Here is a 16562-nt window from a genome sequence, read left to right on the forward strand (position 1 = left end):
GAGGGCTAAGGAACACATGTCTCAGCCGACCTACCTCGAAGACCCCCGTCCCGGCCACGGCGCGCTGCCCCCGCGCGCGCACTTCTCCTCCGACGCGGCCGCACTGCCGCTCGACGGGGCGTGGCGGTTCCGCCTGTCCCCCACCGCCGTGCTGTCCGACGACGTGGCCGCGGAGGACTTCGACGACAGCTCCTGGGACACGATCACCGTTCCCGGTCACTGGCAGCTGCAGGGGCACGGGTCGCCCGCGTACACGAACGTCCGGTACCCGTTCCCCGTCGACCCGCCGCGCGTGCCGTCGGAGAACCCGACCGGCGACCACCGGCTCGTGTTCGACCTGCCGGTGTTCTGGCCGGACGAGCCGGCGGTGCTGCGGTTCGACGGCGTCGACTCGTGCGGGCGGGTGTGGCTCAACGGCGTCGAGCTGGGCGTGACGCGCGGCAGCCGGCTGCCGGCGGAGTTCGACGTGAGCGCGGTGCTCCGCCCGCACCGCAACGTCCTCGTCGTGCGGGTGCACCAGTGGTCCTCCGGCAGCTACCTGGAGGACCAGGACATGTGGTGGCTGTCCGGCATCTTCCGCGGCGTCGCGCTGCTGTCCCGCCCGCGCGGCGGCGTCGCGGACTACCGGCTCAACGCCTCCTACGACCACCTCACGGGACTGGGCACGCTGTCGGTGGAGGGTGACGGGCTGCTGGTCACCGTGCCGGAGCTGGACGTGCACGACCTGCCCGCCGGTGAGAGCGCGGCGGTCGCGGTGGAACCGTGGAGCGCCGAGCAGCCGCGGTTGTACGACGGTGTCGTGCACACCGCCGCGGAACGGGTGCCGGTGCGAATCGGGTTCCGCACGGTCGCGATCGTCGACGGGGTGCTGACGGTCAACGGGTCGCGGATCGAGTTCCGCGGCGTGAACCGGCACGAGCACCACCCGGCGCTGGGCCGTGCGGTGCCGCACGCGTTCTCGGTGGCGGATGTCGAGCTGATGAAGCGCCACAACGTCAACGCCGTCCGCACGAGCCACTACCCGCCCGACCCGTTCTTCCTGTCGCTGTGCGACGAGTACGGGCTGTGGGTGGTCGACGAGTGCGACCTGGAGACGCACGGGTTCACCGAGCTCGGCTGGTCCGGGAACCCGAGCGCCGACCCGGTGTGGCTCGAGTCCTACCTGGACCGGATGCGGCGCATGGTCGAGCGGGACAAGAACCACCCGTCGATCGTGCTGTGGTCGCTCGGCAACGAGTCGCACACGGGCCAGAACCTGGCGGCGATGGCGGCCTGGACCCGTGACCGCGACCCGTCCCGGCCGGTGCACTACGAGGGCGACCTCGACTGCGAGTACGTGGACGTCCACAGCCGCATGTACGCCTCGCACGCCGAGGTCGAGCAGATCGGGCGGCGCGAGGACGCGAACGAACGCCGCCGGGCGCTGCCGTTCGTGCTGTGCGAGTTCGCGCACGCCATGGGCAACGGGCCGGGCGGGATGCTGGAGTACCGGGAGCTGTTCGAGCGGTACCCGCACGTGCAGGGCGGGTTCGTCTGGGAGTGGATCGACCACGGGATCGCCGGTGACGGGCGGTTCTCCTACGGCGGCGACTTCGGCGAACCGCTGCACGACGGGAACTTCGTCATCGACGGGCTCGTGTTCCCCGACCGGGTGCCCTCGCCGGGGCTGATGGAGTTCGCTGCGGTGTTCGCGCCGGTGCGGATCTCGGCCGGTGCCGACGGCGGTGTGCGGGTGGTGAACCGCTACGACCTCGTGTCGCTGGAGCACCTGCGGTTCGAGTGGGTGTACGAGGACGACGGGGGCGCGGTGGCGTCCGGGGTGCTGGCGGTGCCGGCGACCGGGCCGGGGCAGGACGCCGAGGTGCCGTTGCCGGAGCTGCCGGACGTCGCTGGCGAGGGGTGGCTGACCGTGCGGGCCGTGCTGGCGGCGGGCACGCGGTGGGCAGCGGCCGGGCACGTGGTGGCGGTGGGGCAGGTCGCGGTCGTCGGTGCGCGCGGTCGAGAGGCGGCCGGTGGCGACGTGCCTGCCGCGGTCGTGCGGAGCGGCGGGGTCCTGCGGCTCGGTCCCGGCGTGTTCTCCCCGGTCACCGGCCTGCTGACCCGGCTCGGCCCGCTGCAGCTGGACGGCCCCCGCCTCGACCTGTGGCGGGCGCCGACCGACAACGACCGCGGCGGCGACCAGGCCTCCGACGAGCGGGCGTGGCGCGCGGCCGGGTTGCACCGGGTGCAGCACCGGGTGGCCGCCGTGGAGGTAGCGGAGCACTCGATCACCGTGCGGACGCGGGTGGCGCCGCCCGCGTGGGGGTTCGGGATGCGCGCCGACTACCGGTGGACCGCCGAGGGCGACCGGCTGCGGCTGCGGGTGGACGTGGAACCGGACGGCGAGTGGCCGTGCACGCTGCCCCGGCTCGGGCTGCGGCTGGCGCTGCCGGGGGCGCTGGACGCCGTGTCGTGGTTCGGCCGCGGGCCCGGCGAGGCCTACGCCGACAGCCGGCAGGCGGTGCGGGTCGGGCGGTTCGCGTCCACCGTGGACGGTCTGCAGACGCCGTACGTGTTCCCGCAGGAGAACGGCAACCGCGCCGACGCCCGGTGGCTGGAGCTGAGCGACGGCGTGCGCCGGGTGCGGGTGGAGGGCGAGCCGGTGTTCGACTTCGCCGCGCGCCGGTGGACGTCCGAGGACCTCGACGCGGCCACGCACACCACCGACCTGCGGGCACGGGACCGGGTGCACCTGAACCTCGACGTGGCGCAGCACGGCCTGGGAACGGCGTCGTGCGGGCCCGGTGTCCTCCCCCGGCACCGGCTGCACGCGGAGAAGACGAGCTTCACGCTGACGTTCACGGCCTCCTGACCCGGTCCTCGCGCCCGTGGTCAAGGCCACGGGCGCTCGTCCGGCGGCGGCCCGTTCGCGCGTGGTTCGATTGCGGCGAACGGGTGCGAGACGGGAGTGCCGGGTGTTGAGCGGGTGGCTGGCGGAGGGCGTGTCGGTCGTCCTGCTCGTGCTGGTGCTGGTGTGCGCGGTGGTGCGCCCCCGTGGACTGCCCGAGGCGGTGGTGGCGGTGCCCGCGGCGGCGGTCGCGGTGCTGACCGGGGCGATCGGGCTGCCGCACGCGTGGGACGAGGTGGTGCGGCTGGCGCCGGTCGTGTGGTTCCTGGCGGCGGTGCTGGTGCTGGCGCAGCTGTGCGCGGACGAGGGTCTGTTCCGGGCCTGCGGTGCCTGGCTGGGGCGGTGGGCGGCGGGACGGCCGCAGCGGTTGCTGGCCGGGGTGTTCGGGCTCGCGTCGGTGATCACGGCGGTGCTGAGTCTCGATGCGACGGTCGTGCTGCTGACCCCGGTGGTGTTCGCGACGGCGGCACGGGCCGGGGTGCGGCCCAAGGCGCCGGTCTACGCGTGCACGCATCTGTCGAACACGGCCTCGACGTTGCTGCCGGTGTCGAACCTGACGAACCTGCTGGCGTTCACGGCGAGCGGCCTGTCGTTCACGCGGTTCGCCGGGCTGATGGCGGGCCCGTGGGTGGTGGCGGTGCTGGCCGAGTACCTGGTGTTCCGGCGGTTCTTCGCGCACGAGCTCGCCACCAGCGCCGAACCGCGGCACGAGGAGGCGCCCGAGATGCCGGTGTTCGCGCTGGCGACGGTCGTGGCCACGCTCGCCGGTTTCGTGGTGACCTCGGCGGTCGGCGTGGACCCGGCCTGGGCGGCGACGGCGGGTGCCGCGGTGCTGGCGGTCCGGGCGCTGGCGCGGCGGCGGACGACGGTCCGCAAGGTCGTGGCCTCGGTGTCGCTGCCGTTCCTGGCGTTCGTGCTGGCGCTCGGGATCATCGTGAAGGCGGTCGTGGACAACGGTCTCGGCGCCGCGCTGGCCCGCGTCATCCCCGACGGGAACGGCCTGGTGGCCCTGCTCGCGATCGCCGCGCTGGCGGCGGTGCTGGCGAACCTGATCAACAACCTGCCCGCGGTCCTGGTGCTGCTGCCGCTGGTGGCCGCCACCGGTCCCGGCGGTGTGCTGGCGGTGCTGCTCGGGGTGAACATCGGCCCGAACCTGACGTACGCGGGCTCGCTGGCGACGCTGCTGTGGCGGCGGATCGTCCACCAGCACGACCACGACGTGGACCTCGGCGAGTTCACCAGGCTCGGCCTGCTGACCGTACCGGCGAGCCTGGTCGCCGCGGTGGTGGCACTGTGGGGTTCCCTGCTGCTGATCGGAGGCTGAGTGGCCGTCCTGGTCTGGGTCGTCGAGGGCACCTGGCCCGCGTGCGTCGACGCGGCGAAGGCCTACCCGAACGCCGACATCACCCTCCTGCACGTCAGCGGTCACGACGTGCCGCACGCGGCCCACGGCGCGTTCGCCGGCCTCCTCGGCCGCCGCGGCCTCGACCCCGGCACGACCCTGGAGTCGCTCGCATCGACCTCAGGCTCGGACCTGCTCGCTGCGGCTGCTTCGCGACTTGGTCGGCCGTGCACCCGGCTGGAGCGGTCGGGCCGGGTCGAGCGGGAGGTCGTCGCGGCGGCGGAGGGGGCGCAGCTGCTGGTCGTGGCGCGGGACGGGGACCACGGGCATCCGGGGCCGAAGAGCCTCGGGCCGGCGAGCCGGTACGTCGTGGACCACGCACCCTGCCCGGTGCTGCTGGTGTGGGCGGGGTGAGAGCGGGCACGGCGGCTGGGGTGAGCGGGGCGTGGCGACGGGTGCCGGGCGGGGGTGGACGCCACGGTTGCGAACGGGTCAGCGGCCCGACGCGGTGAGGCGAGCGGCGCGGCGGCGGACGCCGGGCCTGAGTGGACGTTGCGGCTGCGGACCGGGCAGCGGTCCGTCGGGCGCGGTGAGGTGCGGGCGGTCGTGTCGGCGGACAGCGGGCGGGGGTGGACGCTGCGGTTGCGAACGGGCCAGCGACCCGTCAGGACGCGGTGGGGTGCGAGTGGACGTGCCGGCGGGCGCTGGGCCGGAGTGGACGCCGCGGTTGCGAACGGGCCATCGGCCCGGCCTGACTCGGTGAGGCGAGCGCGGCGGCTGGGGTGAGCGGGTCGTGGTGGCGGACGCCGGATGGGGGGAGGCTGCGGCTGCGGACCGGCCAGCGGTCTGCCAGGCGCGGTGGGGTGCGAGTGGACGTGCCGGCAGACGCCGGGCTGGGAGGGACGCTGCGGTCGTGAACCGGCCGACGCCCACCAGGGCTCGGTGGGACGCGGGCGCGCGTGCCGGCGGACGCCAGGCCAGAGTGGACGCTTGGGCTGCGAACCGGCCGGCGGCTCGTCAGAGCGCGGGGCGCGAGCGGGCGTGGCGGCCGCGAATCGGCCGACGCCCCGCCGGGGCGCAGTGGAGCGGGCGTGCCGGTTGCCGAGCCGCGCCGCAGTGCGGCTCGCGTGGCCGGACGCGGCGTGGGCGGCCAGACTGACGATCATGCAGGAGCTGGCGTTGCTCGCCGTCGTCGCGGTGCTGATCATCGTCGTGGTGTCGTACGTCGCGCCGCGGGTCGGGGTGGCGGCGCCGGTGCTGCTCGTGGTGGTCGGGATGGTGTGCAGCCAGGTGCCCGGTGCGCCGCACGTGGTCGTGGAGCCCGAGTGGATCCTCGTGGTGGTGCTGCCGCCGATCCTCTACTCGGCGGCGGTGAACGTGCCGGTGATGGACTTCCGGCGCAACTTCCGCGCGATCGGCGCGTTGTCGGTGTTGCTGGTCGTCGGGTCGGCGTTCGGCACCGGGTTGCTGATCTGGTGGTTGTTGCCCGAGATCGGGTTTCCGGCCGCGGTCGCGCTCGGTGCGGTGATCAGCCCGCCGGACGCGGTGGCGGCCACGTCGATCGGCAAGCGGCTGGGGTTGCCGCCGCGGCTCGTCACCATCTTGGAGGGTGAGGGGCTGGTCAACGACGCGACGGCGCTCGTGCTGTTGCGCACGGCCGTGGCGGCGATCGCGGGCACGGTCAGCTTCTGGGGAGCGCTCGGCGACTTCGGGCGGGCGGTCCTCATCGGCGTGGTCGTGGGTGCGGTGGTCGGGGTGGTGTCGGTCTGGGCCCGGTCGCGGATCCAGGGGCAGCCGGTGCTGACGACCGCGATCTCGTTCGTCGTGCCGTTCCTCGCCTTCATCCCGGCAGAGGAGCTGCACGCGTCCGGCGTGATCGCCGTCGTGACGGCGGGGCTGATCACCGGTCATCAGAGCGCGAAGCGGTTCACCGCGCACGACCGGATCTCCGAGCGCACCAACTGGCGCACCATTCAGTTGTTGCTGGAGAACGGTGTCTTCCTCCTGATGGGGTTCGAGATCACGGCGGTCGTCAGCGACGTGCGGGCATCGGGTGAGAGCGTGTGGGCCGCGTTCACCCTCGGCCTGCTGGCGACGGCGCTGCTGATCGTCCTGCGGGTGGTGTTCGTGGTGCCGCTGATCGCGTTGCTGCGCCGCCAGCAGCGCCGTGCCGACCGGCTCACCGGGCGGATCGAGGCGGTGCTCGACCGGATCTCCGAGCACGGCCCGCAACCCGGCAGGCGCTACGAGCGCGCCACCAGGGCGTTGCAGCGCAAGCACGCGGACGCCACGTTCTTCGCCAGCGAAGGGCTCGGCTGGCGTGGCGGTGCGGTGCTCGCGTGGTCGGGCATGCGCGGCGTCGTCACGCTCGCCGCCGCCCAGTCGCTGCCCACCGACGTGCCCCACCGCGCGGAGCTCGTGCTGATCGCGTTCACCGTCGCGATCGTCACGCTGCTCCTGCAGGGCGGCACCCTGCCCGCGCTCATCCGGCTGCTCGGCATCCGCGGCAACGACGAGGAGCACGAGCGCCGCGAGTACGCCCGCCTCGCCGCCGAGTTGATGACCGCGACCCAGGCCGTGCTGGAGAACACCGCGCTCGAACGCCAGAACGGCATGCCGTTCGACGAGGCGGTGCTGGAGCAGGCTCGGGCACGAGGTCTCGCCCTGGCGGAGATCCTCGACAAGATGCTGACCGCGGACCACGATCCGGACAGCCCCCTGCACCAGCAGGGGGAACTTCAACGCCTCCTCCTGGACGCCCAGCAGAACGCCCTGCTCGATGCCCGCGCAGGAGGGACGTACAGCTCGCACACCCTCGAACGCGCGCAGAACTTCATCGACGGCCAAGCCGCTCGCTTCACCGCCTGACGCCGCCCGGCAGCGGCGCGGACCGGATCGGCACCGGGGCCCGGCCGCGACGAGCACGACCGGGGCATCCACCCCCGACGACGAGGACACGACCAGCGCTCGGGGACTGACGCACCCCTCGTTCCGACCGTGCACCGACAACGGTAGCGACGAGGTCTGACAATTTCGGAAGCCCAGGTCAGCGACCCAGGGCGTGCGTCGCCGTCGCTCCACCGTCCACCGCGAACTCCCCGCCGGTGCAGTACGCGCTCTCGTCGCTGGCCAGGAACAGCACGACGTTCGCCACGTCCTCCGGATGCCCGATCCGCCGCAGCGCCAGCCGCCTGCCGATCGGCGACACGTCGATCTCGCGGCCCAGCGCCGTGCTGACCATGGGCGTGTCGATCGCGCCGGGGTGCACCGAGTTCACCCGGATCCCGTGCTCCCCCAGCTCCAGCGCCGCCACCTTCGTCATGCCGCGGATCGCGAACTTCGACGCCGTGTACGCGGTCAGCATCGGCATTCCGGCGAGCCCCTCGACCGACGACACGTTCACGATGGACCCGCCGCCGGCTCGCTTCATCGACGGCACGACGGCGCGCATCCCGAGGAACGTCCCGACCTGGTTGATCGAGACGACCCGCTGGTAGTCGGCCAGGGTGGTGTCCGCGAGCGGCGAGAAGTGCAGCACGCCCGCGTTGTTCACCAGCACGGAGATCTCCCCCAGCTCGCCCGCCGCCGACACCGCCGCCGCCCAGTCGTCCTCCGACGACACGTCCAGGTGGAAGTAGGGCGCACCGAGCGACGCGGCCAGCTCCTTGCCCGGTTCGTCGAGCACGTCGGTCAGCAGCACCGACGCGCCCTCGGCGACGAACCGGCTGGCCGCTGCCGCACCCTGGCCGCGGGCCGCGCCGGTGATCAGGGCGACCTTGCCGGACAGCCGCATCACATCAGCTCGTCGGTCAGCGGCATCATCACGGTCTTGAGCTCGGTGTAGGCCTCGTAGGCGCTCTGCCCGCCCTCACGGCCGAGCCCGGACTGCTTGTACCCGCCGAACGGCACGTGCGGCTCCAGCTGGAACCCGTTGACGCCGATCATCCCGGCGCGCAACGACTTCGCGACCCGGAACGCCCGCTTCACGTCGTTGGTGTAGATGCCGGCACCGAGCCCGTAGTCGGTGTCGTTGGCCAGCCGGACCGCCTCGTCCTCGTCGTCGAACGGCACCACGGTCAGCACCGGCCCGAAGATCTCGTCGCGCGCCACCGCCATGTCGTTGGAGACGTCCGCGAAGATCGTCGGCGCCACGAAGTTGCCGGACGCGAACTCGCCGTCCAGCCGGGTGCCACCGGTGACCAGCCGGGCGCCTTCCTCCTGGCCGCGGTCGATGTAGCCGAGCACGCGCTCCAGCTGCCGCTCGTTGATCAACGGGCTCGCCAGCACCGCCGGGTCGAACGGGTCGCCGAACGTCACGGCCCCGGCCATCATCGTGGCCATCGTGACGAACTCCTCCTGCACCTCGCGCGCGACCAGCGCACGGGTGTGGGCCACGCACGCCTGCCCCGACAACCCCATGGTGACCATGCCCATGCACGTCATCGCGGCGAGGCCCACGTTCGGCGCGTCGGCGAACACCAGTGCCGGGCTCTTGCCGCCCAGCTCCAACGACACCCGCTTCATCGTCCCCGCCGACGCCTCGACGATCTTGCGGCCGACCGCCCGCGACCCGGTGAAGCTGATCTTGTCCACCAGCGGGTGCGCGATCAGCGCCTGCCCGGTCGGCTCGCCCGGTCCGGTGACCAGGTTGACCACTCCGTCGGGCAGCCCGGCCTCGGTCAGCAGCTCCACCATCCGGATCACGCAGAACGACGCGAACTCCGACGGCTTCACCACGACCGTGCAGCCGGCGGCGAGCGCGGGCGCGAGCTTCTGCGCGAAGAGCACGAACGGCGCGTTCCACGGCAGGATCGCCGCGACCACGCCGACCGGCTCGCGGAACGTCATCGCCAGGTGGTCACCGCCCTGGTACGGCGGCAGGGTCTGGCCGCCGGCCTTGTCGATCCAGCCCGCGTGGTGCTCGAAGATGTCCGCCGCGATCCCCACCGAGGTCGCGTAGATCTGCCCGAACGACAGCGGCACCCCGTTGTCCAACGCCTGCAGCCCGCGCAGCTCGTCGGCGTTCTCCCGCAACAGATTCGCGTACCGCAGCAGCACCCGGACGCGTTCCTGCACCCGAGCACGCGACCACACGCCGTCGTCGAACGCCTTGCGCGCGGCCAGCACCGCGTCGTCGACGTCCCCCGGCGTGGCGACGGCGAACCGGCCGATCTCCTCGCCGGTCGCGGGGTGGCGGTGCGTCCAGGTCTCCTCCGCGTCGCGGAACTGACCTCCCACGAAGAGCCGGCCGTCCTTCAACCCCAGCGTCTCGCGGTGCGGTTGCACGGTGAGCGTCACAGCTCCTCCTACAGGGCGAGCGTTTCGGTACAGGAGAAAGTCCTCTGCGGATCGCGCGCGGCGAAGTACCCCGCGACGTCCTCCAGCGCGTCGAAGCGCTGTTCCACGGCCGGGGGCGCCATCAGGGCGACCATCCCGCCGTGCACCACGAACACCTGCCCGCTGATCTCCGCGGCCACGGGCGAGGCCAGGTACGCCACGAACCGCGCGACGTGCACGGGGTCCAGCGGGTCGGCGCCGCTGGGCGCGTCACCGAAGACGTGCGCGGTCATGCCGGTGCGCGCACGAGGGCAGATGGCGTTGGCGCGCACGCCGTACCGGCCGGTGCCGCGGGCGGTCGCGACGGTCAGCGCGGTGATCCCCGCCTTGGCCGCCGCGTAGTTCGCCTGGCCCTCCGACCCGAGCAGGAACGCCTCGGAGGAGGTGTTGACGATCCGCGCGTACACCGGTCCGCCCGAAGCCTTCGACTGCTGCCGCCACAGTGCGACCGCGTTGCGCGACAACAGGAAGTGGCCGCGCAGGTGCACGCGGACCACGAGGTCCCAGTCCTCGTCGGACATGTTGACGAGCATCCGGTCGCGCAGCACGCCCGCGTTGTTCACCACGACGTGCAGCCCGCCGAGCTCCACCGCCGCGGCCACCAGGGCGTCGGCGGTGTCGCGCTCCCCCACGTCGCCCTCGACCACCGCGCACTTCGCGCCGCGCTCCTCGACCTCGGCCACGACCGCGTCGGCCGCTCCCGGCAGGTCGTTCAGCACCACCGACGCGCCGGCCCCGGCCAACGCGAGCGCTTCTGCCCTGCCCAGCCCGGCACCGGCGCCCGTGACGACGGCGACCTTCCCCGCAAGGTCCACAAGAGACTCCTAGTCGAACAGCACTACCTGCCGGATCAGCGATCCGCCGCCGCGCAACGCCTGCAGGCCCTCGTTGAGGTCCTCGAACCGGATCCGCTTGCTGATCATGCCCTCCAGGTCGAGCCGCCCCTGCCGCCACAGCGCCAGCATGCGCGGCACGTCCCGCCGGAAGTTGGCCGTCCCGTAGAACGACCCGTGCAGCGTCTTGTCGTGCAGGAACAGCTCCTGCGCGCTGAACGACACCATCGCGTCGGCCTTGCCCGCGCCCACGACCACCGTGTGGCCGCCACGCCGGGTCAGGTCCCACGCCTGGCGGATCGTCGCCGGCAGCCCCACCACGTCGAAGACGTAGTCGAAGCCCATGCCCGTGTTCAGCTGGTTGTTCAGCTCGGCGATGCCGTCCGGTGTCGTCGCGTGCGTCGCACCGAAGTGTTGTGCCACCTCGTGCTTCTCCGTCACCGGGTCGACGGCGACGATCTTGGCGGCTGCGGCGAGCCGCGCGCCCTGGATCACCGCGATGCCGACGCCACCGCAGCCGATCACCGCGACGCTCGCGCCCGGTTCGACTCTCGCGGTGTTGAGCACCGCGCCGACGCCGGTCAGGATGCCGCACGACAGCAGCGCGGCGACGTCGAACGGGATGTCGTCGTCGATCTTCAGCGCCGCGTCCGCCGGCACCACCATCTCCTCGGCGAACGCACCGAGCCCCGCGTACCCGAACGCCGGGTTCCCACCCACCACGAACCGCGGTGACGTGAACGCGGAGAGCGTGTGGACGAGGCACAGATGTGGTTGGGAGCTCACGCATTGCGCGCACTTCCCGCACGGCGGCACGAACGTGATCACGACGTGGTCGCCCACCGCGAGCGACGTCACGGCGCTGCCGATCTCGACGACCTCCCCCGCGCCCTCGTGCCCGACCACCCCCGGCACGAGGGCCGGCAGCGTTCCGTCCATGGCGGACAGGTCGCTGTGGCACACCCCGCACGCCTTGATCCTGATGCGGACTTCCTGCGGCCCCGGCGCGGTGGTGGTCACGTCGTCGCGGAGCTCGAGCTTGTCGTCGCCGACCTGGTTGAGCACGGCAGCCTTCACCGGTATCACTCCTCGCTGAGCTCACGGCCGAGGTACCCGTCGCACACTAGAATCTGTTCCTGTTCGTGACAAGGTCCATCAGCGTGAGAGCCGGAGCGCACTCTTGGGGCACGACGCCACCGCCCGCTCGGCCACCGGCTCCTCCGCCGACGTCACGACACCGGGCCGGATCTGCAGAACTTCGTCATCGTCGAGATCGAATACCTCGGGCAGGATTGTCGTGCACACGCCGTGCGCCTCGCACAGCGACGGGTCGACGTCGACCTTCATCGCGGCCTCCTGACAGAAAATAGAACTTGTTCTAGAGTAGCGGGCATGCGCATCGGTTTCACGCCCGAGCAGGAGAGCCTGCGCGACGAGCTGCGGGCGTACTTCGCGGCGCTCATGACACCGGAGCGCAGGGCCGCGCTGAGCTCCGGCGGTGACTACGGCGACGCCGAGGTGTACAAGGACACCGTCCGCCAGATGGGGAAGGACGGCTGGCTCACCATCGGCTGGCCGCGGGAGTACGGCGGCCGCGACCGCCCCATGATCGAGCAGCTGGTCTTCCTCGACGAGGCCTCCGCGGCGGGCGCGCCGGTGCCGTTCCTGACGCTGAACTCCATCGGACCGACGATCATGGCGTACGGCACCGAGGAGCAGAAGGCGTTCTACCTGCCGAGGATCGCCGGCGGTGAGATCCACTTCGCGATCGGCTACAGCGAGCCGGAGGCGGGCACCGACCTGGCGGCACTGCGCACGCGGGCCGTCCGCGACGGCGACGACTACGTGGTCACCGGCCAGAAGATGTGGACCAGCCTCGTCCAGTACGCCGACTACGTGTGGCTCGCGTGCCGCACCGACCAGGGGTCCGAACGGCACCGGGGCCTGAGCATCATCATCGTGCCGACGGCGTCCGAGGGCTTCTCCTGGACACCGGTGCCCACGATGTCCGGCCCCACCACCAGCGCGACCTTCTACGACGACGTGCGCGTGCCCGCCGCGAACCTCATCGGCACCGAGCACCAGGGCTGGAAGCTCATCACCAACCAGCTCAACCACGAACGCGTCGCGCTCTGCTCGGCCGCTCCGTTGCAGACCGCGCTGCGCGAGGTCCGCCAGTGGGCGCGGGAAACCGGTGCCGACCGGCAGGAGTGGGTCCGGCTGCACCTCGCGCGCGTGCACGCCAAGACCGAGTACCTCAAGCTCATCAACTGGAAGCTCGCGTCCGGCGGCGATGAGGCGCCCTCACCCGCGGAGGCCTCCGCCACCAAGGTGTTCGGCACCGAGTTCGCGACCGAGGGCTACCGGTTGCTGATGGAGGTGCTGGGGGCCGGCGGGATCGTCCGTGCGGGCTCCCCTGGCGCCCTGCTGCACGGCCGGGTCGAGCGCATGCACCGCTCCGCACTGATCCTGACGTTCGGCGGCGGCACCAACGAGATCCAGCGCGACATCATCGCGCGGGCCGGCCTCGGGCTGCCCGCCGTACCTCGGCAGGAGGAGACGTGGACTTCACGCTGACCGAGGCGCAACGGGAGCTGGCCGCGCTGACCCGCGAGATCGTCGAGTCCTCCGGCGCACCGTGGGCCGACCTCGTGAAGGCGGGCGTGGTGCCGGAGGACCCGGCCGAGCTCGGCGTGCTGGAGCACTGCGCGGTGCTGGTCGAGCTGGGGCGCGCGGTCGCCGCCGTCCCGTACCTGCCGGCGACGCTCGCGCAGACCGCCCTGGCCCTGTCCGGCCGGCGCGTGGACCCCGCGACCGTGCTGTCGGTGGCGCTCGCCGAGGACTCCGCGGGCGCGAAGACCGCGGTGCCGTTCGCGACATCGGCCGAGGCGTTCCTGGTGGCGTCGGGCGACGAGGTGTTCCTCGTGCAGGCTGCGGACCTCGACATCGCACCGCAGGTGCTCCTCGACGGGTCGGAGGCGGGCACGTTCGCGTTCACCGGCGGCGGCGAGCCGGTCGAGGGCGTCACCCCCGGCTGGCTCACCACCCGCTACGCGCTCGGGTTGTGCGCCTACCAGCTCGGCGTCACCGAACGCGCGCTGGAGCTCACCGCCGAGCACGCCCGCACGCGGGTGCAGTTCGGGCGGCCGATCGGGGCCTTCCAGGCGGTGGCCCAACGCCTGGCCGACGCCTACGTCGACGTCTCCGCGATCCGGCTGACGTTGTGGCAGGCTGCCTGGCGGCTGGCGGAGGGCTTGCCCGCCGAGGCCGAGGTGGCGACCGCCAAGTTCTGGGCCGCGGACGCCGGTCACCGGGTGGCGCACACCGCCGTGCACGTCCACGGCGGGACGGGCATCGACATGGGCCACGGGGTGCACCGGTACTTCACGGCGGCCAAGCGCGCCGAGTTCGAGCTGGGCGGGGCGACCGCCCAGCTCCTCAGGCTCAGCGCGGCCATGTGACCGGCAGGCCCCGACCCGCTCACCGCGCGAGCTCGCCCAGCCGCTTCACCGTGTCCTCGAACTCGGCGAGCAGGTCGGCGATCACCTCGGCGACCGGCCGCACCTCGTTCATCCGCCCCACGACCTGCCCGACCGGCATCGACACCACCGACGGGTCCGAGGACCGCGCGATCCGCTGGTGCGCCTCGCTGACCAGGATGTTCTGCAACGGCATGGGCAACGGGTCGGGTGCGTGGGCCGACGCCCACGCCTCGGTCCAGCGCGTCCTGAGCAGCCGCGCGGGTTTGCCGGTGTAGATCCGGGTCCGCACGGTGTCACCGGACCCGGCCGCCAGCAACGCCTCCTGCGTGGAGGAGTTGCCCAGCGCGTACTCGGCGGTCGTGAGCCAGCAGGAGCCCATCCACACGCCGGAGGCGCCCAGCGCCAGCGCGGCGGCGGCTTGCCGGCCGGAGCCGATGCCTCCCGCGGCCAGCACCGGGACGTCCACGGCGTCCACGACCTCCGGCACGAGCACCATCGTGGCGACCTCGCCGGTGTGCCCGCCGGCCTCGTAGCCTTGCGCCACCACGACGTCCACGCCGTTCTCGACGTGCCTGCGGGCGTGTTCGGCCTTGCCCGCGAGGGCGGCGACCGGGACACCGGCGGCGTGCACGCGTTCGATCACGTCCACCGGCGGGGAGCCCAGCGCGTTGGCGACGAGCCGGACGGGGTGCTCCAGCGCCACGTCCACGTGCGACCGGGCCACCGAGTGCAGCCAGCCGAGCACGCCCTCGCCGCCGGCGCCCTCGGGGAGCGGTGGCACGCCGAGGGAGAGCAGGGTGCGGTCCACGAAGTCCCGGTGGCCCTGCGGGATGAGCTTGTCCAGGTCGACCTGCGTGCCCTCGGTCGGCACCTTGGCGGGCATCACGATGTCGACGCCGTACGGTTTGCCGTCGGTGTTCTGGTCCATCCACGTCAGCGCGCGGTCGAGGTCCTCGGCGTCGTTGAACCGCACGCAGCCCAGCACGCCGAGACCACCGGCGCGGCTGATCGCGGCGGCCACGTGCTCGGACGGTGTGAAGCCGAAGACCGGGTGTTCGATGCCGAACGTGTCACACAGGTTGGTGCGCATGCTCCTCCACGTGGCGCCGGGCCCACTGGTAGTCGGGTTTGCCGCTGGGGGTGCGGCCGATCTCGTCGACCAGCCAGAGCGAGCGCGGCACCTTGTAGCCGGCCAGCGTCTCGCGGACGTGAGCGTCCAGTTCGGACAGTGTCGGGGTGGCGCCGTCACGCGGCTGGACCAGCGCGCCGACCCGTTGGCCGAGCAGGTCGTCGGGGATGCCGATCACGAGCGCGTCGAACACGCCGGGGTGCGACTTCAGCACCCCTTCGACCTCTTCGGGGAACACCTTCTCGCCGCCGGTGTTCACGCACGTGTTGCCGCGGCCCAGCAACGTGATGTCGCCGTCGGCTTCGAACCGGGCGAAGTCACCGGGAACCGTGTAGCGCTTGCCGTCGACCTCGATGAACATCTTCGCGGTCTTCTCGGGGTCCTTGTAGTAGCCCAGCGGGATGTGGCCGCCGCGGGCGAGCTTGCCGACGACACCGGGTTCCGGTTCGAGCCTGGTGCCGTTCTCGTCGACGACGATGGTGTCCTCGTTCAGCTTCACCTTCGTGCCGTCGGTCTTCACCATCTCCCTGGGGACCGCGCCGATGCCGGTGGACCCGGTCTCGCTCGACCCGATCGACTCCAGCAGCGTCGTGTGCGGCAGCAGCTCGTGGTACTGCTTCTTCACGGTGTAGGAGAAGAGCGCGGCGCTGCTGTTGATGATGAACAACGACGACCCGTCGTACTCGCCGCGCTGGAACTCCTCGATCAGCGGCCGGCCCATGGCGTCGCCGGTGATCACGGCGACCTGCACCTTCTCCCTGCCGATCACCCGCCAGACCTCGGCCGGGTCGAACTTCGGCACCAGCACGACGGTGCTGCCGCCGAACAACGCGCCGAGCACGGCCCACTGCGCGGCACCGTGGATCAGCGGCGGCAGGCACAGCCGCACCAGCCCGTAGTCCTTGCCGGAGTTGGCCTGCTGCCACTCGTCGGTGACGCGCTCGCCGGTCACGAAGTCGATGCCGCCGCCGAGCGTGCGCCACACGTCCTCGTGCCGCCACATCACGCCCTTGGGCATGCCGGTCGTGCCGCCGGTGTAGAGGATGTAGAGGTCGTCGGCGCTGCGCGGGCCGAAGTCCCGGTCGCCGGACTGGGCGGCCAGCGCGGCCTCGTACTCGGTGCCGCCGAAGTCCTCAGAGGACTCGTCGTCGATCACGACCCTGAGCTCCGGCGCGTCGACCTCGGCCACGAGCGGTGAGTAGCGGCGCTCGTGCACCAGCGCGACCAGGTCCGCCTCACCGAACAGGTACTGCAACTCGTTCTTGGTGTAGCGGTAGTTCACGTTGATCGCGACGGCCCGCAGCTTGTAGACCGCGAGCATCGCCTCGACCAGCTCGATGGAGTTGCGCGCGTACAGGCCGACGTGCTGACCCGCTGTCACGCCGTTGCTTGCCAGGTGGTGCGCCAGCTTGTTGGCGCGCGCCTCGAGCTCGGCGTAGGTGACCCGCTTGGCACCGCAGATGAGCGCGGTGCGGTCGGGCACGGTGTCGGCGGCGTGTTCAACGAGGTCTGCGACGTTGAGGGCCATGTCCTGCAAAGTAGAACGTGTTAC

The 16562-nt window shown here is 72.2% G+C and carries 13 protein-coding genes; 6 read left to right on the forward strand and 7 right to left on the reverse strand.

Annotated features, from left to right (window positions below; translation table 11 throughout):
* Positions 1-16 precede the first annotated feature (16 nt).
* The 4 genes from ACZ7CD_RS32435 to ACZ7CD_RS32450 all read left to right on the forward strand — a co-directional run bounded on the left by ACZ7CD_RS32435 (position 17) and on the right by ACZ7CD_RS32450 (position 7097).
* On the forward strand, positions 17-2851 hold the full coding sequence (locus tag ACZ7CD_RS32435; RefSeq protein WP_470380393.1) for a glycoside hydrolase family 2 TIM barrel-domain containing protein: 2835 nt from the start codon (positions 17-19) through the stop codon (positions 2849-2851).
* Between the two features lie 106 nt (positions 2852-2957).
* Complete coding sequence (locus tag ACZ7CD_RS32440; RefSeq protein ID WP_470380443.1) at positions 2958-4211, forward strand: SLC13 family permease; 1254 nt, start codon at positions 2958-2960, stop codon at positions 4209-4211.
* Entirely contained in the window at positions 4212-4643 is a 432-nt protein-coding gene (locus tag ACZ7CD_RS32445) for a universal stress protein (RefSeq protein ID WP_470380394.1), read from the forward strand.
* Positions 4644-5270: 627 nt separating this feature from the next.
* Positions 5271-7097 carry a cation:proton antiporter gene (locus ACZ7CD_RS32450; protein ID WP_470380395.1) on the forward strand — a complete coding sequence of 609 codons (1827 nt, stop codon included), beginning with the start codon at positions 5271-5273 and terminating at the stop codon, positions 7095-7097.
* Between the two features lie 178 nt (positions 7098-7275).
* Here ACZ7CD_RS32450 and ACZ7CD_RS32455 read toward each other — a convergent pair whose 3' ends face one another.
* From ACZ7CD_RS32455 to ACZ7CD_RS32475, 5 genes are all read right to left on the reverse strand, one after another.
* Positions 7276-8022, reverse strand: coding sequence for a glucose 1-dehydrogenase (locus ACZ7CD_RS32455; RefSeq protein ID WP_470380396.1), 747 nt, complete (start codon positions 8020-8022; stop codon positions 7276-7278).
* A complete protein-coding gene (locus ACZ7CD_RS32460) occupies positions 8022-9527 on the reverse strand; it encodes an aldehyde dehydrogenase family protein (RefSeq protein WP_458431933.1) in 1506 nt (501 codons plus the stop codon). The genes ACZ7CD_RS32455 and ACZ7CD_RS32460 overlap by 1 nt, the downstream gene beginning before the upstream one ends.
* 8 nt (positions 9528-9535) lie before the next feature.
* Positions 9536-10381 (reverse strand): SDR family NAD(P)-dependent oxidoreductase, encoded by an 846-nt coding sequence (locus ACZ7CD_RS32465; RefSeq protein ID WP_470380397.1) that lies wholly within the window; start codon positions 10379-10381, stop codon positions 9536-9538.
* A 9-nt stretch (positions 10382-10390) separates the two neighbouring features.
* Positions 10391-11476, reverse strand: coding sequence for a Zn-dependent alcohol dehydrogenase (locus ACZ7CD_RS32470; RefSeq protein WP_360388988.1), 1086 nt, complete (start codon positions 11474-11476; stop codon positions 10391-10393).
* A 78-nt stretch (positions 11477-11554) separates the two neighbouring features.
* A complete protein-coding gene (locus ACZ7CD_RS32475) occupies positions 11555-11746 on the reverse strand; it encodes a ferredoxin (RefSeq protein WP_458431930.1) in 192 nt (63 codons plus the stop codon).
* Between the two features lie 45 nt (positions 11747-11791).
* Between ACZ7CD_RS32475 and ACZ7CD_RS32480 the strand changes: the two genes are divergently transcribed.
* Complete coding sequence (locus tag ACZ7CD_RS32480; protein ID WP_470380398.1) at positions 11792-12976, forward strand: acyl-CoA dehydrogenase family protein; 1185 nt, start codon at positions 11792-11794, stop codon at positions 12974-12976.
* Positions 12961-13860 carry an acyl-CoA dehydrogenase family protein gene (locus ACZ7CD_RS32485; RefSeq protein ID WP_470380399.1) on the forward strand — a complete coding sequence of 300 codons (900 nt, stop codon included), beginning with the start codon at positions 12961-12963 and terminating at the stop codon, positions 13858-13860. The genes ACZ7CD_RS32480 and ACZ7CD_RS32485 overlap by 16 nt, the downstream gene beginning before the upstream one ends.
* Before the next feature lie 19 nt (positions 13861-13879).
* On the opposite strand, the gene ACZ7CD_RS32490 is transcribed toward ACZ7CD_RS32485, so the two are convergent.
* Together ACZ7CD_RS32490 and ACZ7CD_RS32495 are read right to left on the reverse strand one after the other, a co-directional pair.
* Positions 13880-14971, reverse strand: coding sequence for an NAD(P)H-dependent flavin oxidoreductase (locus tag ACZ7CD_RS32490; RefSeq protein ID WP_458431928.1), 1092 nt, complete (start codon positions 14969-14971; stop codon positions 13880-13882).
* Positions 14952-16538, reverse strand: a complete 1587-nt coding sequence (locus ACZ7CD_RS32495) for an acyl-CoA synthetase (RefSeq protein ID WP_470380400.1) — start codon at positions 16536-16538, stop codon at positions 14952-14954. Before ACZ7CD_RS32495 ends, ACZ7CD_RS32490 begins: the two co-directional genes overlap by 20 nt.
* Between the last annotated feature and the right edge of the window lie 24 nt (positions 16539-16562).

This window comes from Lentzea sp. NPDC036949 (assembly GCF_055608075.1).